The organism is Bradyrhizobium sp. 132 (assembly GCF_023074185.1).
Classification (GTDB): Bacteria; Pseudomonadota; Alphaproteobacteria; order Rhizobiales; family Xanthobacteraceae; genus Bradyrhizobium.
In genome coordinates, this window is the sequence record NZ_JADPKY010000090.1 from 1 (window position 1) to 23,975 (window position 23,975).

The 23,975-nt window shown below is 64.3% G+C and carries 24 protein-coding genes and 1 pseudogene; 10 read left to right on the forward strand and 15 right to left on the reverse strand.

Translation table 11 applies throughout. The features are described 5' to 3' along the window. Nucleotides 1–79: 79 nt before the first annotated feature. Nucleotides 80–778, forward strand: coding sequence for an ABC transporter ATP-binding protein (locus IVA74_RS15040; protein WP_247344941.1), 699 nt, complete (start codon nt 80–82; stop codon nt 776–778). On the opposite strand, the gene IVA74_RS15045 is transcribed toward IVA74_RS15040, so the two are convergent. Then, complete coding sequence (locus IVA74_RS15045) at nt 775–1,194, reverse strand: HIT family protein (RefSeq protein WP_247344943.1); 420 nt, start codon at nt 1,192–1,194, stop codon at nt 775–777. The two genes, IVA74_RS15040 and IVA74_RS15045, sit on opposite strands and share 4 nt — an antisense overlap. 90 nt (nt 1,195–1,284) lie before the next feature. Between IVA74_RS15045 and prmC the strand changes: the two genes are divergently transcribed. Both prmC and IVA74_RS15055 read left to right on the forward strand, forming a co-directional pair. Beyond that, on the forward strand, nt 1,285–2,181 hold the full coding sequence (prmC, locus tag IVA74_RS15050) for a peptide chain release factor N(5)-glutamine methyltransferase (protein ID WP_247344946.1): 897 nt from the start codon (nt 1,285–1,287) through the stop codon (nt 2,179–2,181). Nucleotides 2,182–2,640: 459 nt separating this feature from the next. Next, complete coding sequence (locus IVA74_RS15055; RefSeq protein ID WP_247344948.1) at nt 2,641–3,426, forward strand: DUF4167 domain-containing protein; 786 nt, start codon at nt 2,641–2,643, stop codon at nt 3,424–3,426. 160 nt (nt 3,427–3,586) lie between these two features. On the opposite strand, the gene IVA74_RS15060 is transcribed toward IVA74_RS15055, so the two are convergent. Next, a complete protein-coding gene (locus tag IVA74_RS15060) occupies nt 3,587–4,333 on the reverse strand; it encodes a methyltransferase domain-containing protein (protein ID WP_247344951.1) in 747 nt (248 codons plus the stop codon). A 107-nt stretch (nt 4,334–4,440) separates the two neighbouring features. On the opposite strand from IVA74_RS15060, the gene gloB reads away from it, so the two are divergent. Together gloB and IVA74_RS15070 are read left to right on the forward strand one after the other, a co-directional pair. Beyond that, nucleotides 4,441–5,208 (forward strand): hydroxyacylglutathione hydrolase, encoded by a 768-nt coding sequence (gene gloB / locus IVA74_RS15065; protein ID WP_247344954.1) that lies wholly within the window; start codon nt 4,441–4,443, stop codon nt 5,206–5,208. 23 nt (nt 5,209–5,231) lie between these two features. Next, entirely contained in the window at nt 5,232–5,654 is a 423-nt protein-coding gene (locus IVA74_RS15070; protein ID WP_247344957.1) for a cupin domain-containing protein, read from the forward strand. A 33-nt stretch (nt 5,655–5,687) separates the two neighbouring features. On the opposite strand, the gene IVA74_RS15075 is transcribed toward IVA74_RS15070, so the two are convergent. The 3 genes from IVA74_RS15075 to IVA74_RS15085 form a co-directional block, all read right to left on the reverse strand. Beyond that, entirely contained in the window at nt 5,688–6,557 is an 870-nt protein-coding gene (locus tag IVA74_RS15075; RefSeq protein ID WP_247344960.1) for an EamA family transporter, read from the reverse strand. 85 nt (nt 6,558–6,642) lie between these two features. Further along, nucleotides 6,643–7,368 (reverse strand): acetoacetyl-CoA reductase, encoded by a 726-nt coding sequence (gene phbB, locus IVA74_RS15080; RefSeq protein ID WP_247344963.1) that lies wholly within the window; start codon nt 7,366–7,368, stop codon nt 6,643–6,645. A 251-nt stretch (nt 7,369–7,619) separates the two neighbouring features. Then, on the reverse strand, nt 7,620–8,798 hold the full coding sequence (locus IVA74_RS15085; protein ID WP_247344968.1) for an acetyl-CoA C-acetyltransferase: 1,179 nt from the start codon (nt 8,796–8,798) through the stop codon (nt 7,620–7,622). 305 nt (nt 8,799–9,103) lie between these two features. Between IVA74_RS15085 and phaR the strand changes: the two genes are divergently transcribed. Then, on the forward strand, nt 9,104–9,700 hold the full coding sequence (gene phaR / locus IVA74_RS15090) for a polyhydroxyalkanoate synthesis repressor PhaR (RefSeq protein ID WP_247344971.1): 597 nt from the start codon (nt 9,104–9,106) through the stop codon (nt 9,698–9,700). A gap of 44 nt (nt 9,701–9,744) precedes the next feature. Next, nucleotides 9,745–10,395: a class I SAM-dependent methyltransferase gene (locus tag IVA74_RS15095; protein WP_247344974.1), complete on the forward strand. Its 651-nt coding sequence runs from the start codon at nt 9,745–9,747 to the stop codon at nt 10,393–10,395. Nucleotides 10,396–10,411: 16 nt separating this feature from the next. Here IVA74_RS15095 and IVA74_RS15100 read toward each other — a convergent pair whose 3' ends face one another. Then, nucleotides 10,412–11,299: a branched-chain amino acid aminotransferase gene (locus tag IVA74_RS15100; protein WP_247344978.1), complete on the reverse strand. Its 888-nt coding sequence runs from the start codon at nt 11,297–11,299 to the stop codon at nt 10,412–10,414. A gap of 119 nt (nt 11,300–11,418) precedes the next feature. On the opposite strand from IVA74_RS15100, the gene IVA74_RS15105 reads away from it, so the two are divergent. Then, nucleotides 11,419–12,354: an alpha/beta hydrolase gene (locus tag IVA74_RS15105; RefSeq protein ID WP_247344981.1), complete on the forward strand. Its 936-nt coding sequence runs from the start codon at nt 11,419–11,421 to the stop codon at nt 12,352–12,354. A 9-nt stretch (nt 12,355–12,363) separates the two neighbouring features. On the opposite strand, the gene IVA74_RS15110 is transcribed toward IVA74_RS15105, so the two are convergent. Then, nucleotides 12,364–12,612 carry a hypothetical protein gene (locus IVA74_RS15110; RefSeq protein WP_247344985.1) on the reverse strand — a complete coding sequence of 83 codons (249 nt, stop codon included), beginning with the start codon at nt 12,610–12,612 and terminating at the stop codon, nt 12,364–12,366. Between the two features lie 216 nt (nt 12,613–12,828). Between IVA74_RS15110 and IVA74_RS15115 the strand changes: the two genes are divergently transcribed. Then, a complete protein-coding gene (locus tag IVA74_RS15115; RefSeq protein ID WP_346730949.1) occupies nt 12,829–13,701 on the forward strand; it encodes a hypothetical protein in 873 nt (290 codons plus the stop codon). Between the two features lie 20 nt (nt 13,702–13,721). Here the strand turns inward: IVA74_RS15115 and IVA74_RS15120 are convergent, their stop codons facing one another. Beyond that, on the reverse strand, nt 13,722–14,282 hold the full coding sequence (locus IVA74_RS15120; RefSeq protein ID WP_247344992.1) for a carboxymuconolactone decarboxylase family protein: 561 nt from the start codon (nt 14,280–14,282) through the stop codon (nt 13,722–13,724). A gap of 300 nt (nt 14,283–14,582) precedes the next feature. Further along, nucleotides 14,583–15,047 carry an Lrp/AsnC ligand binding domain-containing protein gene (locus IVA74_RS15125; protein WP_247344995.1) on the reverse strand — a complete coding sequence of 155 codons (465 nt, stop codon included), beginning with the start codon at nt 15,045–15,047 and terminating at the stop codon, nt 14,583–14,585. Between the two features lie 163 nt (nt 15,048–15,210). Between IVA74_RS15125 and IVA74_RS15130 the strand changes: the two genes are divergently transcribed. Continuing rightward, nucleotides 15,211–16,224, forward strand: a complete 1,014-nt coding sequence (locus IVA74_RS15130) for a 1-aminocyclopropane-1-carboxylate deaminase (RefSeq protein ID WP_247344998.1) — start codon at nt 15,211–15,213, stop codon at nt 16,222–16,224. 209 nt (nt 16,225–16,433) lie between these two features. Here the strand turns inward: IVA74_RS15130 and recQ are convergent, their stop codons facing one another. The 6 genes and pseudogenes from recQ to IVA74_RS15160 all read right to left on the reverse strand — a co-directional run. Beyond that, nucleotides 16,434–18,299 carry a DNA helicase RecQ gene (gene recQ / locus IVA74_RS15135; protein ID WP_247345001.1) on the reverse strand — a complete coding sequence of 622 codons (1,866 nt, stop codon included), beginning with the start codon at nt 18,297–18,299 and terminating at the stop codon, nt 16,434–16,436. A gap of 122 nt (nt 18,300–18,421) precedes the next feature. Next, complete coding sequence (locus tag IVA74_RS15140) at nt 18,422–19,165, reverse strand: polysaccharide deacetylase family protein (RefSeq protein ID WP_247345003.1); 744 nt, start codon at nt 19,163–19,165, stop codon at nt 18,422–18,424. A 105-nt stretch (nt 19,166–19,270) separates the two neighbouring features. Further along, a complete protein-coding gene (locus IVA74_RS15145; protein WP_247345006.1) occupies nt 19,271–20,272 on the reverse strand; it encodes a homoserine O-succinyltransferase in 1,002 nt (333 codons plus the stop codon). A gap of 12 nt (nt 20,273–20,284) precedes the next feature. Next, entirely contained in the window at nt 20,285–21,586 is a 1,302-nt protein-coding gene (locus tag IVA74_RS15150; RefSeq protein ID WP_247345009.1) for an O-acetylhomoserine aminocarboxypropyltransferase/cysteine synthase family protein, read from the reverse strand. Between the two features lie 253 nt (nt 21,587–21,839). After that, entirely contained in the window at nt 21,840–23,414 is a 1,575-nt protein-coding gene (locus tag IVA74_RS15155; protein ID WP_247345012.1) for an amidase family protein, read from the reverse strand. 361 nt (nt 23,415–23,775) lie between these two features. Continuing rightward, nucleotides 23,776–23,886 (reverse strand): annotated as a pseudogene (locus tag IVA74_RS15160) (6-chlorohydroxyquinol-1,2-dioxygenase); the annotation flags it as partial. Nucleotides 23,887–23,975: the final 89 nt, after the last annotated feature.

The following is a 23,975-nucleotide window of genomic DNA, read 5'->3' on the forward strand; positions in this document are numbered from 1 at the left end:
ACGGCACGCCCGAGGAAATCAAGTCCAACGCCGCCGTGCAGGAAGCCTATCTCGGCGGTGTTCACGGAGAGATCGCCGCATGAGCCTGATCGAGGTCAACGGCCTGAACAGCTATTACGGGGACTCCCACATCCTGTTCGACGTCGCCATGCATGTGGAGCGTCATGAGGTGGTGGCGTTGCTGGGCCGCAACGGCGCCGGCAAGAGCACCACGCTGAAGAGCCTGATGGGCGTCGTGACGCCCCGCAGCGGCAGCGTGAAGTTCGACGGCATCGACATCGCCGGGCGCAAGAGCCACAGAATCGCGCAGGCCGGCATGCAGCTCGTGCACGAGGAACGCCGCATCTTCGGCGGCCTGTCGGTGGAGGAGAATATCATCCTCGCCGGGATCACTGCGCCGAAACGCTGGCCGCTCCAGCGCATCTACGAAATGTTTCCGCGGCTGAAGGAGCGGCGCAACAACCGCGGCACCGAGCTCTCCGGCGGCGAGCAGCAGATGCTCGCGATCGCACGGGCGCTGGTGCGCGATCCCAAGATCGTGCTGCTGGACGAGCCGTTCGAGGGGCTTGCGCCCGTCATCGTCCACGATCTCGTCAAGGCCTGCCGCGAGCTCGCGGCCGCCGGCCAAACCATCGTGCTGGTCGAGCAGAACCTGGCGGCCACGCTGGCGCTGGCGACGCGGATCTACATCATCAACAACGGTCACATCGTGCACGAGGGGCCGGCGCAGGAGCTCAAGGCCCAGCCGGAGCTGCTCCAGCGCTATCTCGGCGTCTAGATCGCGGCGATCATTCGCCTGGCGTGATCGGCGAGCACGGCCATGTCTTCCTTGCGCGTCTGCGCCGGCAGCAGCTCGATTCCGGCCCTGACCGGCATGACGTGCATGTGCAGGTGAAAGACCACCTGACCACTGGCCGGCTCGCTGAACTGCTGAAGGATGATGCCTTCGGCGCCGAAGGCCTTCATCGCGGCAATCGCGATCCGCTTGGCGGTTCGGGCGACCCCGGCGAGGTCGTCATCCGCGATATCGAGGATGCCGCGCGCCCGCGCCCGGGGAATGACCAGCGTGTGTCCGGGCGAGCGCGGCATGATGTCGAGGAAGGCGAGGCTGCGCTCGTCCCTGAAAACCTCGAAACAGGGTATCTCGCCGCGCAGGATCTTCGCGAAAACGTTCTGATCATCATAGGGCGCCATGGATCCCTCCTTCGCTGCGAGGCGCGATCTGACGCGCTCGTTTCCGTTGACGCAAGCAAGCCCGGCGATCTATCCACGGTGCCAGGCAGGATGGTTCCATTGGCGGCCGATTTCGAACCCGGACACAGTATCGAGAGTGCGCGGCGCGCGCTTGCGGCACGGCTGCAATCGGCCGGCATCGAGCAGCCCGCCCTTGATGCGCGCCTGCTCGTCGGAGCTGCGCTGAGGCTTGATCTGACCGGCTTGGTCACGCAGGCGGCCCGGCAACTCACAGCTGAAGAGGCCGCGCGGATCGAAGCATCCGCGAAGCGCCGGCTCGCCCATGAGCCGGTCGCCCGCATTCTCGGCGCTCGGGAATTCTGGGGCCTGCCGTTCCAGCTATCCGAGGCGACGCTGGTGCCGCGGCCGGACACCGAGACCGTGGTCGAACTGGCGCTCGAGATCTTTCGCGGCCTCACGATATCGGGGCCGCGCCCGCGCATCGCGGATATCGGCACCGGATCGGGCGCCATCCTGCTCGCGCTGCTGCACGAAATTCCCGGCGCCTTCGGTGTCGGCACCGATCTCAGCTTGACCGCGCTCAAGACCGCCAGAGACAACGCCGCAGCTCTGGGCCTCGCCGACCGCGCCAGCTTCGTCGCCTGCTCCTACGCTGCGGCGCTTCGCGGCCCGTTCGACCTCATCGTCTCGAACCCGCCCTACATCCCGTCAGCCGAAATTCCGAAACTGAGCATCGAGGTGCGCGAGCACGATCCGCATCTGGCGCTCGATGGCGGCAATGACGGTTACGACGCCTATCGCGCCCTGACCCCGCAGGCCGCCGAACGTCTCGCCCCCGGCGGAGCACTGATCGTCGAGGCCGGACAGGGCCAGGCCCGAAATATTGAAACCTTGATGACGGCTGCTGCGTTGGTGGTGGACAGTTCGCCCAAGGTCGATCTGGCGGGCATCCCGCGGGCGGTTTCGGCCCGAAAAATGCCCCCATAAAAGCCGGATTGGGCTGCAAAAAACCTCTTGGAATATCCCTTGGGAACGACTACCTTCCGATCAACAGATCGGTGCCGGCCCCGTAGACCTACGGGCGAAAGCCGGGCTCTCTCGAGCGAGAGCCTACCGATAAAGGTTCCAAACCGCAGGTCCTGTTGAGCGCGATGGCCATTGAGCTGCGCTGCTTACCGACCGCAACGTGAACGAAAGCCTGATATTGAGCTTTAAGACTTACGCAACAAAGCTAGGCTTGTTTCGGCAGGCGATATGAATGGGTTCGCTGGCGATAGATGCTGGCGGTGGGGAACGCGTCTTTGTTGAACGCGACGGTCGACGAACATCGGCAGGGATCAATCTGTTTGCGTGCGGTGCGCGCGAGCGATGTGAACCGCTGTCATCAGGTCACTCTCAGCAATCAGTGATGCGTGCAACCTTTAGGGCTGGAATTAAAGGCAGGACATGAGAAACGGTCAGAACAAGCAGCGGATGCGCAACCGCAACAACAATAGTAGCAACAATAACAACAACAATAACCGGCGCGGCCAGAACCCGATGACTCGGGTCTACGAGTCCAACGGACCCGACATCAAGATCCGCGGCACGGCTTCGCATGTCGCTGAAAAGTATCTTCAGCTCGCGCGTGACGCGCGCTCCTCCGGAGACCCCGTTGCGGCCGAGAACTACTACCAGCACGCCGAGCATTATTTTCGCCTGATCGCGACCGCTCAGGAGCAGTTCCGCCAGAACCAGCAGCCTCGCGGCGACGAGCCCATCAGCAACAGCAGCGGCGACGACAGCGAAGACGACGGCGAGAATTTCTCGAATTTTGGCCAGGAGCCGGGTTTCGTCCCGCAGCCGCCGCAGCCGACCTTCGTGCGCGACCGCGATGGCCAGCGAGATCATCAGCCGCGAGATCATCAGCCGCGCGACAACCAGCCTTATCAGCGCGACAACCAGCAGCCGCGCGAACATCGCGAGCGTGACCATCGTCCGCAGCCGCAATATCAACCGCAACCGCAGAACCAGCCGCAGCCCGTCGTCGTCGCCGAGGCTGGCAACGTCGATCGTCTTCCCTCCTTCATCACCGGCCCGCAGCCGCAGTTGAACGGCCCCCCGGGCGCCGGCCTTGAAGGCGCTGCTGGCGGCGAACGCTTTCCGCGGCGGCGCCGCCGGCCGAATGGCCCGCGCCCCGAGCGCGAAGCCGCTCCGGCGGCCTCGAGCGACGAAGTGGCCCCCGGCGAGTAAGCCGCAACCGTTTCGCCAGATATTCTGACCTGTATCGTCCCGGCCTTGCCGGGACGATTTTTTTAGAGCGTTTTCGAGCGAAGTGGATACCGGTTCGCGTAAAGAAAACGCGTCGAAACAAGAAACTAGAGCTCCGTTCCGATGCAATCGGAACGGAGCTCTAGCTGCGCGTCACGCTTGTCGAGGACGGCACCAGCACCGGTTTCGCCAGCGAGGGAATCAGCCGCGCCCGCTCGCGCTTGGCGGGGATCGCGCGGTAGACCTGCTTGGTCGCCTCGACGATGTGCACGCCCGCGAAGGGCAGCGACAGCGCCGCGCCGGCGCGCTCCCACATCTGTGCGGATTTCAGCACCCAGCCGCCGGCATAGGGCGGCATGAACAGCGCCTCGCCCCATGCGGTCGGGGTAAACCAGGTCTGGCGCAACAGGTCGGTGATCTGCGAGCGCGAATAGGGCCGGCCGTGACCGAACGGCGTGCTGTCGGTGCGGGTCCACACCCCGCGCCGGTTCGGGATGACCGCGATCATCCGGCCGGACGGCGACAGCACGCGCCAAGCCTCGCGCAGCAGCGCGGCCGGATCGTCCGACATTTCCAGCGCGTGGACCAGCAGGATGCGATCGACCGCGGCGTCGGGAAGCGGCAACGAGAATTCATCCACCAGCGAGGCGAGCGCCGGCCGTCCGGTCGGCCATTTCAAGACGCCCTGCGCCGACGGCATGAAGGCGATGCAGCGCTCCGCATCCTCGCGGAACAACCCGAGATAGGGCGTGGGATAGCCAAAGCCGAGCACGCGCTGGCCCTCGATACGCGGCCAGCGCTCCCTGATGCCGCGATTGATCATCTGCCGCGCCACAATCCCGAGGCGGCGGGAGTAGAACTCGCGGAGGTCGACGACATCAATGGTCATGAGGGCAATGTAACATGCACGAGGCGGACCCTGCGCGCTGAATATTGCATTGCCTGCGCAACGTTAACGCCATATTTGTCTGGCGGGGCTGAGCGCGAGGAGATGACATGGCTGCCGAAATTCGTACTTTCACCTGTTTAAACGACAATTTCGGTTATCTGATCCACGATGTGGAAACCAAGGCGACGGCGTCGATCGACGCGCCGGAGGCCGGTCCCATCCTGAAGGCGCTCGAGCGCGAGGGCTGGCAGCTGACCGACATCCTGATCACCCATCATCATGGCGATCATGTCGGCGGGGTGGCCGAGCTCAAGCAGAAATACAATTGCCGCGTCGTCGCGCCGCATGACAAGACGACTAAGATCGCAAACGTCGACTTGCGCGTCGCCAATGCCGAGATCGTCAAGGTCGGCAGCTTGCTGGGGCGCGTACTGGAGACGCCCGGCCACACGCTCGACCACATCTCCTACGTGTTCGACACCGAGAAGGCGCTGTTCGCCGCCGACACGCTGTTCTCGATCGGCTGCGGCCGCGTGTTCGAGGGCACCTATCCGATGATGTGGGATTCGCTTTTGAAGCTGCGTGCCCTGCCCGACGACTTCAATCTCTATTGCGGCCATGAATACACGGCATCCAACGTCAAGTTCGCGCTGGCCGTCGACCCCGACAATGCGGCGCTGCAGGCGCGCGCGGCGGAGGTGGCGAAGCTGCGGGCCGAGAACAAGCCGACCGTTCCCTCACTGCTTGGTGACGAGAAGCGAGCAAACGTGTTCCTGCGCGCCGACGAACCGTCGGTCGCAGCCAGGCTGCACATGAAAGGCGCGGATGCCGCCGCGGTGTTCGGCGAGCTGCGCGAGCGCAAGAACAAGTCTTGAAGATCAAATCCTGACGGGAATCGATGCCGACCGCAGCCGAGATCATCGCGCGCCTCGAACTCCGCCCGCATCCCGAGGGCGGGCATTACCGCGAGACGTTTCGCGACCAGACCACGGACGCCAGCGGCCGGTCGCGTTCGACCCTGATCTACTTCCTGCTCGCGCGCGGCGAGCGCTCGCACTGGCATCGCATCGATGCAGTCGAGGTCTGGCACTATTACGCCGGCGGCGCGCTGACGCTGCGGATCGCCCATGACGGCTGCTCCCAGCATGAAGTGCGCCTCGGCACGGACCTTGTGAGCGGTGAGCGGCCGCAGGCGATCGTGCCGGCGAATGCCTGGCAGACGGCCGAGACCACCGGCGAGTGGACGCTGCTCGGCTGCACCGTGGCGCCCGCCTTCGAGTTCGCAAAGTTCGAGCTCGCGCCCAAGGGCTGGGAGCCTTAAGGCACCACCGTTCCGGCTTGCCCCGGCATGACGCTACCGCTTCCGCAGCACCATGTCCTTTGCCGCGATCAGGCCGCCGCCGGCGATCAGGATCGCGGCGATGGCGATGTTGGCGCTGGCTTTTGCAAAACCGGCGGCGATCAGGAAGCCGGTCGAGAGCAGCGGCGTCGCGTAGGACGCGGCGCCGAGCACGCGGATGTCGCCGCGCTTCATGCCGATGTCCCAGGCGTAGAAGGCGGCACCGACGGGGCCGATGCCGAGCGCGATCACCGAGAGCCATTGCAGCGTGGTGTCCGGCCATACCGTGGTTTCAAGCAGGCCATGCATCAGCGCGGCAAGCACCGCGGTGGCGAGGCAGAATCCCGCGACCGCATCGGTCGGCACCGCCTTCAATCGGCGCGACAGCACCGAATAGGTCGCCCACACGAAGGCTGCGATGAAGGCCGCAGCCAATCCCGGCAATTGCTCCTGCGCGAAGCCGGAGGTGCTTCCGGCGAACAGCAGCACGGTGCCGGCGAGGCCGAGCACGGCGCCGACGATGTGATGCACGGCAAGCCGCTCGCCCGGCAGCAACGACGAGAACAGCACGATCAGGAGCGGCCACAGATAATTCAGCAGGCCGGCTTCAGCCGGCGGCGCGAAGCGCAGTGCGAGGAAATACAGCGCGTGGTAGCCGAACAATCCGCCGACGCCGACGGTCCACACGACCAGTGGCTGACGCAGGCTTTTGGCCGCCTCGCCGCGGCCGATCCAGGTGAGCAGACCGACCAGACCGCCGATCGCGAACGTCATCGCGGCCAGCTGGAACGCCGGGATCGTTCCGGTCGCCACCGTCATCACTGACAGCAGCGACCACATCAGGATCGCGGTCAATCCGATCAGCGTCGCAGTGCGGGCGGTCATCAATCGAGGGCTCTGAGGACGCGGATGCCCGGCACGAGGCCGGGCATGGCGTCTTCATTATAGTCTTGTTGCGCCAAACGCCATATCAGGCGTGGTACTGGCCGCCGTTGATGGTCAGCGTCGAGCCGGTGATGAAGCCGGCCTCGTCAGCTGCGAGAAACACCACGGCGCGCGCGATTTCCTCGGGTTCGCCAAGACGATTCACCGGGATCTGCGGGATCACGTTCTTTTCCAGCACGTCCTTGGGCACGGCCTGCACCATTTCGGTATTGATGTAGCCCGGCGCGATCGCATTGACGGTGATGCCGCCCTTGGCGTTCTCGATCGCAAGCGCCTTGGTGAAGCCGATGTCGCCGGCCTTTGCGGCGGAATAGTTAACCTGGCCGAACTGGCCCTTCTGGCCGTTGATCGACGAGATCGAGATGACGCGGCCGAACTTGCGGGCACGCATGCCTTCGATCACCTGGCGCGTCATGTTGAACAGCGAGCCGAGATTGGTGTTGATCACGGCGTTCCACTGGTCGAGCGTCATCTTGTGGAAGGCGGTGTCACGGGTGATGCCGGCATTGTTGACGAGCACGTCGATGGGACCGAGATCTGCCTCGACCTTCTTCACGCCTTCGGCGCAGGCGTCGAAATTGCTGACATCCCATTTGTAGACGGCGATGCCGGTCTCGGCCTTGAACTTCTCCGCCGCGGTGTCATTGCCGGCATAGCTCGCCGCGACCTTGTACCCCGCCGCCTTCAGCGCCTTGCTGATCGCCGCTCCGATGCCCCGCGTACCACCCGTCACCAATGCAACTCGTGCCATATCGTATTCCTTCCCTTGGACTCTTCCGACGTTTCTGAGTGATCGTTTTTAGTGATGGATTATGCGGCTGGTTGAACGAACATCAAGAACAAAACGCCCGGCGTTGAGCCGGGCGTTTGTATTTAGTCGAGGCTTGCGCGGTTGCGAAGAATATTTGATTTGCAACCGCTGCCTTTTTAATCGCGTGCAACGCACTCAGTCACGTGTGCAGCGCACGCGCAAATTACGCGTCAGTTACGCGTAAGCTATCTTCAGTCGCGCGCCAGACACATCGCGATACCCATGCCGCCGCCGATGCACAGCGTGGCGAGGCCCTTCTTCGAGTCGCGCTTCTGCATTTCGTGCAGCAGCGTCACCAGCACGCGCGCGCCGGAGGCACCGACCGGATGGCCGATCGCGATCGCGCCGCCATTGACGTTGACCTTGGAGGTATCCCAGCCGAGGTCCTTGTTGACGGCACAGGCCTGCGCCGCGAAGGCTTCGTTGGCCTCGATCAGGTCGAGATCTCCGACGTTCCAGCCAGCCTTCTTCAACGCGGCGCGCGAGGCCGGGATCGGGCCAGAGCCCATGATCTTCGGATCGACGCCCGCCTGCGCCCAGGACACGATGCGCGCGAGCGGCGTCTTGCCTTCCTTGGCGGCCTGCTTGGCAGTCATCAGCACCACGACAGCAGCGCCGTCATTGATGCCGGAGGCCGAACCCGCGGTAACCGTGCCGTCCTTTTCGAAGGCGGGACGGAGCTTCGCCATCGCATCGACCGTTGCGCCATGGCGCGGATATTCGTCGGCGCTGACGACGACATCGCCCTTGCGTCCCTTGATGGTGACGGGAACGATCTCGTCGTTGAATTTACCGGCCTTCTGCGCGGCTTCGGCCTTCTGCTGCGAGGCGACCGCGAACTCGTCCTGCTGGGCGCGGGTGATCTGCCACTGCCGCGCAACGTTCTCGGCGGTGTTGCCCATGTGATAGCCGTTGAAGGCGTCCCACAGGCCGTCCTTGATCATGGTGTCGATGAACTCGACCGCGCCCATCTTGACGCCGCCGCGCAGGTACTGGGCGTGCGGAGCCATGCTCATGGATTCCTGGCCGCCGGCGACCACGATCTCGGAATCGCCGTTGAGCAGCGCCTGGTAGCCGAGCGCGACCGTGCGCAGGCCCGACCCGCAGAGCTGGTTGACGCCCCAGGCCGGGCTCTCCACGGGAATGCCGGCCATGATCGAAGCCTGGCGGGCCGGGTTCTGGCCCTGAGCTGCGGTCAGGATCTGGCCCATGATGACTTCCGAAACTCGACCGGGCTCGATGCCACCGCGCTCAAGCGCGGCCTTGATGGCGATCGCGCCGAGATCATGGGCGGGAAGGGTCGCGAACGCTCCGTTGAAGCTTCCGACCGGGGTGCGGGCGGCGCTGACGATAACGACATCGTCTGACATGGGCATCTCCTGGGGGTTGAATGGGGGCAGACGGGGCTGGGGAAACGGCTCGCCAGTCTCGAACGGCATCCTGTTAACGTCGTTGAGGCAAGTCAATCGGCCGGCGGCCGAATTCATGCCGCAGCGCATTCAAAATAGCGTTCTTGGTGCTTTCGCAAGCACGTTTTTGCCGCCCGATTAACCGTGGCGTACAAAACGGTAGCGTGACCCCTTTGAAAATGCTTATTTTGTTGCGTTGCGTACTCTTCCCGCCCTGCGGCATTGCCCGACAGGTTCCCGTTCTCCGCGCTTGCAAGTGAGAGCCCATGGCGAAATCAGACCAACCCACCACCATCAAGAAATACGCGAACCGCCGGCTCTATAATACCGGGACGAGCACGTATGTGACGCTGGAAGACCTCGCCTCCATGGTCAAGGACGGGGAAGATTTCCTGGTCTACGACGCCAAGACCGGCGACGATATCACCCGCTCCGTGCTTGCCCAGATCATCTTCGAGCAGGAGAACAAGGCCGGCCAGAACCTGCTCCCGACCACCTTCCTGCGCCAGCTGATCCGCTTCTACGGCGACAGCATGCAGATGGTGGTGCCGAAATATCTGGAGCAGGCAATCGCGTCGCTCACTCAGGAGCAGGAAAAGTTCCGCAAGCAAATCGCCACCTCGCTGTCCGGAACTCCGTTTGCGCCGCTGGAGGAACAAGTCCGCCGCAACATGGAGTTGTTCCAGCAGACCTTCTCGATGTTCAAGCCTTTCGCGCCCACTCCGGGCCGCCCCGCGGGTTCCGCGGAGCCGGGCCCCGATGCGACCCCCGAAGTGCCAAAGGACAGCAATATCGACGATCTGCGCCAGCAGATGAAGGACATGCAGGAGCGCCTCGAGCGGATGTCGAAGAAGGACGAGTAGATCGTTCTTATGCGCCGGCTCCCCGGCAGGCCGGAGGACGCACGATGTCCGACCGAAGCACGCATTGGGACAATGTCTACGCCACCAAGGGCGAAGCCGAGGTCAGCTGGTTTCAGAACACTCCGGCGACCTCGCTCGCGATGATCAGAGCGGCCAATCCGGACCGCGAGGCCGCCATCCTCGACATTGGGGGCGGCGCATCGCGGCTGGTCGATGCTCTCCTGCTGGACGGATATCGCGACGTCGCCGTGCTGGATCTCTCCGCCAATGCGCTTGACGCGGCCAGGAAGCGAATCGGCGCAGCCGCTTCAATGGTCGACTGGATCGTTGCCGACGCCACGACATGGCGCCCGGCGAAGACATACGATCTATGGCACGATCGGGCGGCGTTTCACTTCCTGACCGAGTCCCCCGACAGGACCGCTTACATCGAGCGCCTGCGGTCGGCGGTTGCGCCCGGCGGCCACGTCATCATTGCGACGTTTGCGCTCGGCGGCCCTGAGAAGTGCAGCGGCCTGCCAGTGCAGCGTCATGATAGCGCGAGCCTTGCGGCGGAGCTCGGGCCGGCGTTCGAACTGGTCGAAACGCGCAACGAGGCGCATCAGACGCCATGGAATTCGACGCAGGCGTTTCAGTTCAGCCGGTTTAAGCGACGCAGCCAGCTCCCGCCGTTGCCAAGCCTGCCCCGGGCATGACGACGGAAAGTGCGGATCAAGCCGCCAGCTTCACCGCATGGGCAAAGTCCCAATAGAGCTTGCGCGCGCGAGTGTAGAGCGGGCCCGGCTTCAGCTCGCGATCGTCGATGCGGATCACTGGCGCGACTTTCGCGAAATTGCCCGTAGAAAAGATCTCGTCGGCGGCGAGGAAGTCGGCATAGCGCAGCGTCTTCTCGACCACGGTGACGCCGTCGGCACGAAGCAGGCTGATGACGCGCTGGCGCGTGATGCCGTTGAGGAAGGTGCCGTTCGGCACCGGCGTGCAGACCACGCCGTCCTTGGCCATGAACACGTTGGAATTGCCGAACTCCGCGACGTTGCCGAGCATGTCGAGCATCAGCGCGTTCTGGAAGCCGCGCGAGGCGGCTTCGGCCAGCGCGCGCGAATTATTCGGATAGAGGCAGGCGGCCTTGGCCTCGACCGGGGCGCATTCGGCGGTGGGCCTGCGGAACGGCGACAGCGTGATTGCGTTGCCGACCGGTTTTGGCATCGGCGCCTCGTAGATGCACAGGCACCAATCGGTGGTCTCGGGGTCGAACAGCACGCCACCGCCCGAGCCGTTCCGCGCCCAGTACATCGGACGGACATAGAGCTCGGCATTCGTCGCGAAGCGCGCGATGCCCTCGTTTGCGAGTGTCAGCCAGGTGCCGGTATCGACCACCGGCTTCAGGCCGAAGTTGATCGCGGATTGATTGGCGCGGGCGACGTGACGGTCGAGATCGGGCGCGACGCCTTCGAACGCACGCGCGCCGTCAAACACGACCGAGCCGAGCCAGGCCGCATGCGTGCGCGGGCCCATGATCGGCACATTGCCGTCATGCCATTTGCCCTCGAAGAAGGTCCAGCTCGGCGAATATTCGATGGGCTTTTTGATCTCGGCCATGACTGGCCCTCACCTTGGAGTCGTGCCGTATTATAGCGCCACTATTGGGCGCAATTTCTAAATGATTCCCTGCGGGAAAATGATGAGTTACCCTCTCCCACAAGGGAAACGGAAGCACCATGCCGCTCGATCCGCTCGCAAAGCGTTTGTTGACCATGATGGCTGCGGCCGCGCCGCGGGCGCGGAGCCGGCCGAGCGTGGAGGCGCGGCGCCAGTCATTGGCAAAGCTGATGCAGTTCGCGCGCACTGATGCACCTGACGTTACGACGTCGGACGGCGTGCTGCCCGGTCCCGGCGGCGCGCTGCCCTACCGCCTCTATTCACCCGCGAGCGCCGGTGATCACGCGCCCGGCTTCGTGTTCTTTCACGGCGGCGGGCTCGTTGCCGGCAGCATTGCCACGCATGACCGCATCGCGGCGGCGCTGGCGCATGCGACAGACTGCCGTCTCGTCTCGGTCGATTACCGGCTGGCGCCCGAGCACAAATTTCCTGCCGCCGTGGACGACGCGATCGCCGCGACCGAATGGGTGGCGCGCGAGGCCTCATCGCTCGGCATCGACGCCGAGCGGCTGGTGCTCGGCGGCGATTCCGCCGGTGCAACGCTCGCTGCGATCGTATGCCAGGAGGCGGCGCAGACCGCAGGCCTCAGCATCGTCGCGCAGTGCCTGATCTGTCCGGTGCTGGATTTCGAAGAGGCCTCACCTTCTCGCGAGGAATTCGCCGAAGGTCATTTGATCGATCGCGCCACCATCGAAGCCGACCTCGCCGACTATCTGCCCGAGGGCTTGGATGCCGCCGATCCCCGCATCTCGCCCCTGCGCATGACACGGCTCGCGGGTCTGCCGACCGCGATCATCCACACCGCCGAGTTCGACCCGATGCGCGACGAGGGCAATGCCTATGCGCGCAAGCTGCTCGCCGCGGGCGTCGCCGTCGAGCACGTCTGCCACGACGGCATGGTTCACAATTTCCACGCCATGGGCGCAATTTTGCCGCAGGCACAGCTCGTGCTGTCGCAGATCGGCGAGCAGATCAGGCGGGCGGTGGCGAAATAAAAGCGCGAATCAAACGCGCGCGTCGAGCACGGCCCTCGCTGCCACAACATATTCAGGCCAATGCGCGTCCGCATAACGCTCGGCCTGCCGCGCGCAGGTGACGTCGGGCGCATGCGCCGCCGCAATCACGCGCGCGAAGCGTTCTTCGGCAACCGTCACGTCACCAGGTTCGGCCGACGGTACTGCGGCGGCCACGGCATTCGGAGCGACAGCGAGGCCAGCCAGACCAGTGAGCAGGATGCGGCGTGACGTGTTCATGGCTGTCGTCCTTCCAATGTCCGGCCTGCACTCCGGCCGGCGAGTGTGTCGATGTGATCACGATAGGGTAACCGCGCGCAACCGCGCAGTCCACCGCTAGCGGATGATGCTTGACCAGACGCGTGATCACGTTCCATCTATCGAACGATTCCGTCATTAGGGCGTCAGGCGTCGGATTGTCACGTGTCCTATCATAGCCGATCGCGGCTTCAGACCATGCGCGCTGCCGCGACGGGACTGTTTTGTCTGACGATGTCGGCAGGCGCCGCCATTGCCGCCGATGAGGAAGAAGATGCGCCGGCAAAGCCGGCTGTGCCGAACATCTATCTCGATCTCCGCACGATCTATGCAACGATTCCCGCGGGCACGCTCGGGCTCGGCTTCGGCAGCACATCCTTGTCGGCTGCATTCGAAGCGCTGGCGGCGCGCCGGGGCGCGACCTTGCCGAGCGGCTTGCCGGCTGCGAAATCGATTGCCGTCGATCTGCCGCTGACCGTCGACGTCAGCGATCGCGTGTCGCTGTATGGCGGCGTGTCCGGCTCGACGACGGACCTAGGCGGCGGCTGGTCGGCGTTCGACGTCACGAGCTGGAACATCGGTGTGCAGGCCGATCTCTACCAACAGAACGGCGGGACGATCCCGACAATCACGTTGCAATCCACCCTGACGCAATCGGTGCCCAACGAGCAGGGCATGACGAATTCGTTCAACAACATCCTGGAGTTCGACTACGCGCTCGACGAGGACGAGACACGCGGATGGCTTGCCGGTGTGCAATACACCTACACCGACATTGCCAGTCCGGTCGTCCGCATCCGGCCGGACACCATCCTCTATGCCGGCGGCTACTACCAATGGCCGAGCAACTGGAAATTCACCGGACGCCTGGGCGTGCAGTCGTTCGGCGGGGCGCAGGTCGCGGGCCGGACGCTGGCGGCGCCCTTCACCCAGCCGATCCTGCGCCTCGATCTCGACCGCATGGACGACAACGACAACCGCCTGTTCGGCATCACCGCGCAGATCGCCTGGCTGCCGAAGCCGTCCTACCAGGTGACGTTGCGCACACCGCTCTACGCGGTGCGCAACTAGCCGCCTCGGTGGCGCGTCGTCTACTCCGGCACCGGCACGTCGAAGGTGTTCAGCGTGACCGAGACCATGCAATAGACGCCGACGAGATAGGACAGCTCGGCCGCGCCGTGCTCGCCGAACTCCTTCACCGCAGCCCGCCAGGTCAGTTCCGGCAGCACGCCGCCGCTGACCAATGCGGACGCCACGTCGTAGGCGACGGCCTCCTGCTTGGTGAGATCGACCGGCCGCTGTCCGGCGACGATGGTCGCGAGCTTCTCGTCGGAAAGGCCGCGCTGCTCGGCGACCAGGACATGCGCATAGAGCTCGTAGCCGGAGCGGAAATGCGAACCGGTGACGAGGATCGCGACCTCGCGCACCGGCGCCGGCAGCAGCGGATTCGCCGCGATCGCCTTGACCAGGTCCCACACCGGCTTGCCGAAGCGCGGCTCGCGGATCCAGGGATTCCACGGCCCGAGCAGCGCGCCGTCGTCGCGCATGTTCACAAAGCCCTTGAAGTGGTCCGTGATACCCGCCCGCATGTCGTCATAGAGCGGCTTCTGTTCGGCACTCAGGTCTTTCGGATCGAGAATGGGAAGGCGCACGGCGGGATCTCCTCGTTGAGAAGTGCTGACACTCACCTACGTTGTTGTGTGGAGCAAGTGAAGTTGCCGTGACGGCCGTGCGATTTTGCAAGTGGTGTAGAGACACCAGCACAACTGCTATGTCCCGTAATCTCTCATTGGCGAGGCATATGATCTCGAGAAACGAGGATGGAAAGAGGTCGCAAAAACCGATGCATGGCACGAAGGCGGGAGCTATCTGCTCCACTGTACACGTCTGGGTGGGCCGCGCGCGACCCACAGCAGGCGTCGCCCCTAATCGACGGCTTGCACATCCGTCTGTCAAAATTCCAGCGGCGCGTTGTCGACGACTTCCTTCATCACGAAGAAGGTGCGGGTCTGGCGAACGCCGGGCAGCGCGATGAGTTGCTCGCCATGGATGCGGTTGAAGTCCTCCATGTCGCCGACGCGAATCTTGAGGAAATAGTCGAAGTCGCCGGCGACGAGATGGCAGTCGAGCACGAATTTCAGCCTGGTGATCGCCTGCTCGAAGATCGCAAAGCTCTCCGGCGTCGAACGGTCGAGCACGACGCCGACCATCACCAGCGTGCCCTTTGCCACCTTCTTCGGCGCGACGATGGCGCGGACGGCTGCAATGAAGCCGTGCTCGAACAGGCGCTGGGTGCGGCGATGGCAGGTGGCGGGGCTGATGGCGACGGTTTCCGCCAGCTCGGCGTTGCTAAGCCGGCCGTTATTTTGCAGCAATCGCAACATCTTAAGGTCGATGCGATCGAGACGAGTGGACATGGAAGAAACTTCCGCCGTTAGGGCCAATCTCGAAAGGAATAGCACCCTTTGACGCCGGCTGTGCAAGATAGAGTGCGGTACAGACGCAATATTTGAAAGCACCTTTTCGCAGTGCGATGGTAGCCAATTTCCAGACACCAACGCCAATCGGGATGACCTGACGATGCTCGAAGAATTCGCGCGCTATCCGCTGACCTTCGGTCCGACCCCCATCGAGAAGCTGGAACGGCTATCAAAGCATCTCGGCGGCAATGTCGAGGTCTATGCCAAGCGCGAGGACTGCAATTCCGGCCTCGCCTATGGCGGCAACAAGCTGCGCAAGCTCGAATACATCATCCCCGACGCGATCGCCTCCAACGCCGACACGCTGGTGTCGATCGGCGGCGTGCAGTCCAACCACACTCGCATGGTCGCGGCGGTCGCCGCCAAGATCGGCATGAAGTGCCGCCTGGTGCAGGAGGCGTGGGTGCCGCATGAGGACGCCGTCTATGATCGCGTCGGCAACATCATGCTGTCGCGCATCATGGGCGCCGACGTGCGCCTGGTCGACGACGGCTTCGACATCGGCATCCGCAAGAGCTGGGAAGAGGCGATCGACGAGGTGAAGGCGGCGGGCGGCAAGCCCTACGCGATTCCCGCCGGCGCCTCCGTGCACAAGTTTGGCGGCCTCGGCTACGTCGGCTTCGCCGAAGAAGTGCGCAAGCAGGAAGCCGAGCTCGGCTTCAAGTTCGACTACATCGTGGTCTGCACCGTCACTGGCTCGACCCATGCCGGCATGCTGGTCGGCTTCGCCGCCGATGGCCGCGCGCGAAAAGTGATCGGCATCGACGCCTCCTTCACCCCGGCGCAGACGAAGGCGCAGGTGCTCTCGATCGCGCAGAACACGGCCAGGCTCGTCGAGCTCGGCAAGGATCTCGTCGCAGACGACGTCGTGCTGATCGAGGATTACGCTTATCCCGCCTATGGCGTGCCGTCGGAAGAGACCAAGGAGGCGATCCGTCTCACCGCGCGTCTGGAAGCCATGATCACCGACCCCGTCTACGAGGGAAAGTCGATGCAAGGCCTGATCGACCTTACGCGGAAGGGCTATTTCGAGAAGGGCGCGAAGATCCTCTACGCCCATCTCGGCGGCGCTCCGGCGCTGAACGGCTACGGGTATGCGTTCCGGAACGGGTAAGGTAGGCCGCACCTCGCGCCTCCACTCCGCTGTCGTCCCGGACAAGCGTAAGCGCAGATCCGGGACCCATAACTACAGGGAGGTGTTTGGCGAAGACTTGCAGCTCGGTACTCCTACCGATCGCAACCGATAAATCACGCGGTATGGATCTCGGATCTGCGCTCCGCTTCGCTGCGCTTGTCCGGGATGACGGCTGAGGTGTGGCGCGGCTACCGCGTCCTGACAATCTGCAGCAGCTCGTCGCCGTAATGCTCGAGCTTCTTGTCGCCGATGCCGGGCACATTGCGCAACTCGTCCAGCGTGGTCGGCCATGCGCGGACGATGCCGTCGATGGTGGCGTCGTGCAGCACGACATAGGCCGGCACGCCGCGCTCGCGGGCAATGTCCGAGCGCCACGCGCGCAACCGCGCGCGCAATTCAGGATCGACATCCCCCTGCGACGCGTCGGCCGCCGGCGCCAGATCACCGCGGCGGGCTTTCGTGCGGCTGCCACGGCTGCGGGTGGCGGGCGCCTCCTCGCGCAGCCACACCTCGGTCTCGCCGCGCAACACGCCGCGTGACTGTTCAGTCAGCTTGAGCGCCCCAAAAGCCTCGCTGTCGCTCTGCAAGTGCCCCATCGCCACGAGCTGCCGTAGCACCGTGCGCCACTGCTTCTCGTTGAGCTCGCGTCCGATGCCGAACACCGTAAGCTTGTCGTGGCCGAACTGCGTCACCTTCTCGGTGAGGCGTCCGATCAGCACGTCGATCAGGTGCATCGCGCCGAAACGCTGGCCGGTGCGGTAGGCGCAGGACAGGAGTTTTTGCGCCAGCACCTTTCCGTCGCGCATTTTCGGCGGCGTCAGGCAATTGTCGCAATTGCCGCAGCTATCGCCCATCACGATCTCGCCGAAATAGGCGAGCAGCCGCCGGCGCCGGCAGTGCGCTGTTTCGGCGAGGCCGACCAGCGCATCGAGCTTGCCGATCGAGACCCGCTTGAAGTCGTCGGAACCGCTCGACTCGTCGATCATGCGGCGCTGCTGCACGATGTCGGAGAGGCCATAAGCCATCCAGGCGGCCGATGGCTTGCCGTCGCGGCCGGCGCGGCCTGTCTCCTGGTAATAGGATTCGATGCTCTTGGGCAGGTCGAGATGGGCGACGAAGCGCACGTCGGGCTTGTCGATGCCCATGCCGAAGGCGACGGTCGCGACGATGACGATGCCGTCCTCGTTGAGAAAGCGATCCTGGTTGCGCGAGCGCACGCTGCTGTCGAGACCGGCGTGATAGGGCAGCGCCGCAATGCCGGCGTCCGCGAGCGCAGCCGCAACCTCCTCGACCCGTTTGCGGGACAGGCAATAGACGACGCCCGCATCTCCCGCGTGACGCTCCCGGATGAATTCCTTCAGTTGCGACACCGCGTTGCGCTTGTCGACGATCTCGTAGCGGATGTTGGGCCGGTCGAAACTGGAGACGAATTGCGGACTGTTCGCAAGCTTGAGCCGCTCGACGATCTCCTTGCGGGTCAACTCGTCCGCAGTCGCGGTCAGCGCGATGCGCGGCACGCCGGGAAAGCGCTCGGCGATGATCGAGAGGCCGACATATTCGGGGCGGAAGTCGTGACCCCATTGCGAGACGCAATGCGCCTCGTCGATCGCAAACAGCGCTACCTTCGCCCGCGCCAGCAGCGACAGGCAGCGCGGCGTCACCAGCCGTTCCGGCGCGACATAGAGCAGGTCGAGATCGCCCGCGATCAGGCGCCGCTCGATGTCGGAGGCTTCCTGCGGGGTCAGCGACGAGTTCAGCGCGGCGGCGTTGACCCCGGCTTCGAGCATGCCGGCGACCTGGTCGCGCATCAGTGCAATCAAGGGCGACACAACGATACCGCAGCCTTCACGCAGCAGCGCCGGCAATTGATAGCACAGCGACTTGCCGCCGCCGGTCGGCATCAGCACCAGGCAATTGCCGCCGTCGGTGACGTGCCGGATGATCTCGCCTTGCGCGCCGCGGAACCCGGGCAAGCCGAACACCGAATGCAGCACCGACAGCGCATCGCGGCCCTGGGCCGGCGCAGGCAGCTGAGCGGTGGAGGGAGAGGACATGGGCGTGATGAGACGTTGAGATTTCGGTCAACGCCAGTCGCATGCCGCTGGGGTCATGACAAGACTATTCGCGCGGCATCGGGCCTTCGTCCCCTCTCCACAAGGGGAGAAGGAAGAAGAAGCTACGCCCCGATCCTTCGCAGCGCTTCCGCGACCGTCACGATCGGCATGTCGCGCTTCCCGGCCGCCTGCAGCGCATGGCGCATCAGGTGCGGCGTGCAGCCATACGGGCTCGGCGCGTTGGCGACGTCATGACCGTAGAAGATCAGCCATCCGCCGCTGTCGACCGCCTCGTCGAAATAGCGATCGACACCCGCAACATCGATCTCGCAATCGACCAGGGGCGAGGCGCGCAGGAACTGGAGATCGATGACGTCGCGATTGACGCCGGGAAGGATGCCGCGCGCCGAGCGGAAGGTTTTGGCGAGCTGCGGTTTGCGCCAGACCGAGGCAATACCATAGGGGTAAGCGAAATTTTCCAGCGTAATCGAGGAATCAATATCGCGAAAATGGCCGCGGTTCCGGTCGATCTCGCGGGCCATGGCGGGCTCGTCGAGATTGACCGCACTCTGGTGCGAGAAGGTGTGGCAGGCGATCTCGTGCCCGGCGCGGTGAAGCCGCACCACGGCGTCGTTTGACAGGCCGTGCCAATGGTCCGAGGGGCGATCGACCAGGCTACCGGCGAGATAGAACGTGCCGCGGCCGCCATGCTGCTCCAGAAGCTCGGCGCCCTCGCCTGCGGCGCTATCGGGGGCGTCGTCGAAGGTGAAGCTCACCATGGGCGCATGCGCGGGCAGGCGGTGCGGCGCGGCACGGAAATGCCGGGCCAGCCGATTGCTCACGCGTCCCTGGAGTGCCGACCACACGAATCGCTTTCCCTGTTTGTGCCGCCCCGTCACTGAAGCATTCGTTCGCTGCTTGAGGCAAGCTTCACACTTGGTTAGTCCTAACGTCGAACCCGTTGTCCAGACCTAACGCACGAGCACCGACGCGTCGGCCTCGGCGCCGAGATATTGCAGCCAGTTCCGAAACAATGCCGCCGCGGCGCTGCCGGCGTCGATATCGGCACGCAAATTCAGCGCAGGCAGATCGTTGCCGAGCGTGGGGTGGCGCTGGTGCCTCGCCTGCTTCTCGAAGCGGCCAAGCTTCTCCTCGGTCGCAACGTCAAAATAGCTCGCGGGCAGATGCGGATAATTGTCGCGCTCGCGCGCGAGATAACGGCCGATGTCGCGCAGATATTCGCGCTGAAGCGACAGCGCGTCATATTCAGGGTGGCCTTGGAAAAACACGAAGCGGCTGGCATATTGCCGGACGAAGACATCGACGCCGACCTTTGCCGAACGGGTCAGCACCTGGTAGCCGGCCTGCGCGAGGTCGCCCTCGACGATCTCGTTGAGACGCGAATGCGAAACCTTGAGCGGCGCAGGCGCGGCGCGCGTCAGCGGATCGCCGGTCACGGCTTTGCAGTCGAAAATGCCGTGACATTTGGCCGGAAGCCGCCGCCGTTCGATACGATCGAGATGCAGCACCGCCGCATGCGCGGCGAGGCACGACCAGATCGTCGAGCGCGTGTTGACCTTGGCCCAGTCGATCAGCTCGGTGAGATCGCGCCAGTATGGCTCCTGGTCGAGCTCGGGCGCAACCGGCTCGGCGCCGGTCACGATCAGCCCGTCGAACTTGTGGCGCCTCAGCTCGGTGAGTTCCGAATATTCGCTCTCGACGTGCCACTTCGCTTCCGGCGAGCGCTTCACCGAGGGCAGCGAGAAGCAGTGGAAGCGGATGCGGCGCGGGCCCGCGGCGGCCTGGAGCAGCTTCATGAACTGCCGCTCGGTCGCCTTCAGCGCCGGATCCGGCATGTTGTTGATCAGGCCGATGGTGAGCTCGGCGCCGCCGCGCTCGCGCGCAAGATCGCCCTCTCCCGGCACCAGCGCCGGGCTCGATATGCCTTGATCCCTGTCGATCAAGATCGTCATCGCTGCCGCCGCCTACTCCGCGGCCTGGAGGCGCGCGGACGGGCAGGCCTTTTCCAGCGCTTGGCCGATGTCCTCAATGATATCGGCGGAATGTTCGATACCGATCGAGAGACGAATCGTTTCCGGCAAGACGCCAGCGACCCGCTGCTGCTCCGCCGACATCTGCCGGTGCGTGGTCGATGCCGGATGGCAGGCCAGCGACTTGGCATCGCCGATATTGACCAGGCGCGTGATCAGCTTCAGCGCATCGTAGAAGGACTTTCCTGCTTCCATGCCGCCCTTGATGCCAAAGGTGAACAGCGAGGACGCGTTGCCGTCGAGATATTTCTGCACCAGCGGATAATGGGGACTGTCCGGGAAACCGGTGTAGTTGACCCAGGCGACGCGCGGGTCCTTACGCAGGAATTCGGCGACCTTGCGGGCATTCTCGCAGTGGCGCTCCATGCGCAGCGCCACGGTCTCGATGCCCTGGATCAGCAGGAAGGCGTTGAACGGCGACAGCACCGAACCCATGGTGCGTTGATAGATGCTCCGCGCGCGCTCGATATAGGCAGTGCGGCCGAAGCGCTCGGCATAGACGAGGCCGTGGTACGAGGCGTCCGGCTTGTTGTAACCGGGGAAGCGGTCCGCGTACCTGGCCCAGGGGAAGTTGCCGGAATCGACGATGGCGCCGCCGAGCGTGGTGCCGTGGCCGCCCAGGAATTTGGTCAGCGAATGCACGGCGATGTCGGCGCCGTAATCGAACGGCTTGAGCAGGATTGGGGTTGCAACCGTATTGTCGACGATCAGCGGCACACCGTGCGCGTGAGCGATCTTTGCCAGCGCCTCGATATCGCAGACATTGCCGGCGGGATTGCCGATGGTTTCGGCGAACACGGCGCGGGTGTTCTCGTCGATCAGCTTTTCGACCGCCTCAGGCTTGTCGCTCTCGGCAAAGCGGCCGGTGATGCCCTGCCGCGGCAGGATGTGCGAGAGCAGCGTATGCGTGGTGCCGTAGAGCTGCGGCATGGAAACGATGTTGCCGCCGTGATCGGCGACGTTGACGAAGGCGAAATGCAGCGCCGCCTGCCCGGTCGCGACCGCAAGCGCGCCGACGCCGCCCTCGAGCTCGGCGATACGCTTTTCCAGCACCGCGCTGGTCGGATTGGCGATGCGGCTGTAGCGATAGCCTTCGGCCTCGAGATTGAAGAGCGCCGCGCCGTGATCGGCGCTGTCGAAGGCGTAAGCCGCGGTCTGGTAGATCGGCACGGCAACCGCGTGCGTGGTGGCTTCGGGCTCGTAGCCGGCGTGAATAGCGATCGTCTCGTTGCGCATCGTGCCACCTCCGCGTGGAGCGGGCCGCACTTATTGGCCTGTATGAGGCATGTGCGGTGTCCGCCGTCCCTCTGTTAGAGGCGGGTGGTAAAGCGGACAATAATTCGTCTAGAGATCGAGGAAGTAACCCTAACGATTGTTGGGGAATTGGCTAAAATTCGAGTCAAATTGGATTAATGAGTTTTTGCGCTGCTGGCTGAGCGGTTTCCTTCTCCCCTTTTGCAAGGGGAGAAGGTGAGGCCTTCGCTGTCTATCAATCCATCTGTTCCCACAGCCGATGGGCGAGCACGCCGGCCCGCTTCTCGATCGCGGCCGCCGCATCGAGCGCGAGGTCCTCGCGATAGCGCCCGGCGATGAGCTGCACGCCGATCGGCTTGCCATCGTGCAGCGTCACCGGCACCACGGCGCCCGGCAAACCCAGCACGTTGATCGCGGAGATGAAGCGGATCTCGCCCCAGAAGATCTCGCGCACGCGTTCGGCACTGACGGTGTCTTCACGCGGGCCCGGCGTCGGCTTCACCGTGGTCGGCGCCAGCACGACCGGATATTCCTCGAAGAACAGCTGCCAGGCGCGGATGTGGCCGTTGCGCGCGGCAGTCGCCTGCATCCAGGCCTTGAGGTCGAGCACATTGGCCTTGGCCTTCATGCCGCCCCACGCCTTGTGGAAGTCTTCAGACGTCACCTTCAGCATGCCGGCCTCCTGCAACACCATCGTCTCATTGGTGATGATGTCGCACCAGGTCTGCCAGACGCCGTCGATGTCGGGCACATCGACCTCGCTGACCCGATAGCCGGAACGCTCCAGATGATCGGCGGCCTGACGCAACGCCGTGCGCACGGACGGATCGACGTCCATGTCTTCAGGAATCTTGGCGAGCGCGACCTTGATCGGCCCCTTCGGCTTCGGTCCCACCAGCGGCGCCGGCACCCACCAGGGATCGCGCGGATCGCGCTGGCTCATCACTTCCAGCGCGAGCCTGATGTCGGCGACGTGGCGGGCGAGCGGCCCCTGCGCCGACATCAGATGCGCCAGCATCGGCCGCTCGGCGGTTGCGCTTGCGTTGAATGCCGGAATACGTCCCTGCGTCGGCTTGATGGTCGCAACGCCGTTGCAATGCGCCGGCCAGCGCAGCGAGCCGCCGATGTCGTTGCCGTGCGCGATAGTGCCGATGCCGGCGGCGACCGCCGAACCCGCGCCGCCCGAGGAGCCACCGCAGGTGATATCAGGATCCCAGGGATTGAGCGTCAGCCCGTGCAAGGGATTGTCGGTGAAGCCGCGGAAAGAGAATTCCGGGGTGTTGGTGAGGCCGATAACCACCGCGCCGGCCTTCTTCAGGTTGCGCACCACGGGCGAATCCGACGGCGCAACGAGATCCTTGTTCGCCGGCACGCCGTTGAAGTTCGGACGGCCTTCGTAATCGACATTCTCTTTGATCGTGATCGGTACGCCGTGCAGGAGGCCGAGTTCGCCGCCCTTCGCGCGCTGCTTGTCGGCCGCATGCGCCGCAGCCAGCGCCTCCTCCGAGAGATCGACGACGACGGCGTTCAGCCTCGGATTGACGGCACGCATCCGCTCGAGATGCGCCTCGACGGTCTCGACCGCGGAGATGGCGCCGGAGCGGATTGCGGCTGCGGTCTCGACCGCCGACCATTGCCAGGCCGGGCCCCTGGGACGGCGCGGTGCGGACGATTTGCGCGGAGTGGCCTTCTTGACCGGCTTCGTTGCAGCCTTCGCAAACACGCTTTTGCGAACGGCGCTCGTCTTGCCGGAGGTCTTTGCTGCTTTCTTCGCAGCACTTTTCTTCCTGGTCGCCGTTTTCTTCGCCACGTCGCGTCTCCTCAAATTGCGCCGCGGAAGTTATGGAGGTCACGCGCCCGTGTACAGGCGCGTTTCTGCATGGCGCGCCGGCGCGGCCGAAGGCGCGCGAGATACGCTCATGAACCTTTAGGTGTTTTCCCATGACCACGTATTGGCTGAACAACGGAACGCACTACCGCCAAGATTGCCGCGTCGCGACCGGGTTTTTGACGCCCCTATTTGGATAGCGACCAATCGGAGCATTTGCCTGCAGCCGCATAGCATCGCCATGTCGGCAACGATCGCCGATGGAAGGGTGTCGCGGACCGGATGGCGCCTCGCGCTCGACGAGCGGGGTATGCGACGTCTTGCCGTCCGAGAATTCCTCTAGCGTCAAGATGAAATCGAAATGGGAACGCCACGGAGTGAATTCGCGGTCGAACCTCTCATAGGACGCAACGAGCGATCTCTTGACGCCGAACACAGAGTCGGAATTGAGGTGCTGGGCATGGAGGACACCAAGCGCAGCGGCACCGCTTGCGCTCCTTGTCGCAGAACTTTTCGAAGGTGCTGGAGCGATGGCAAGGATCG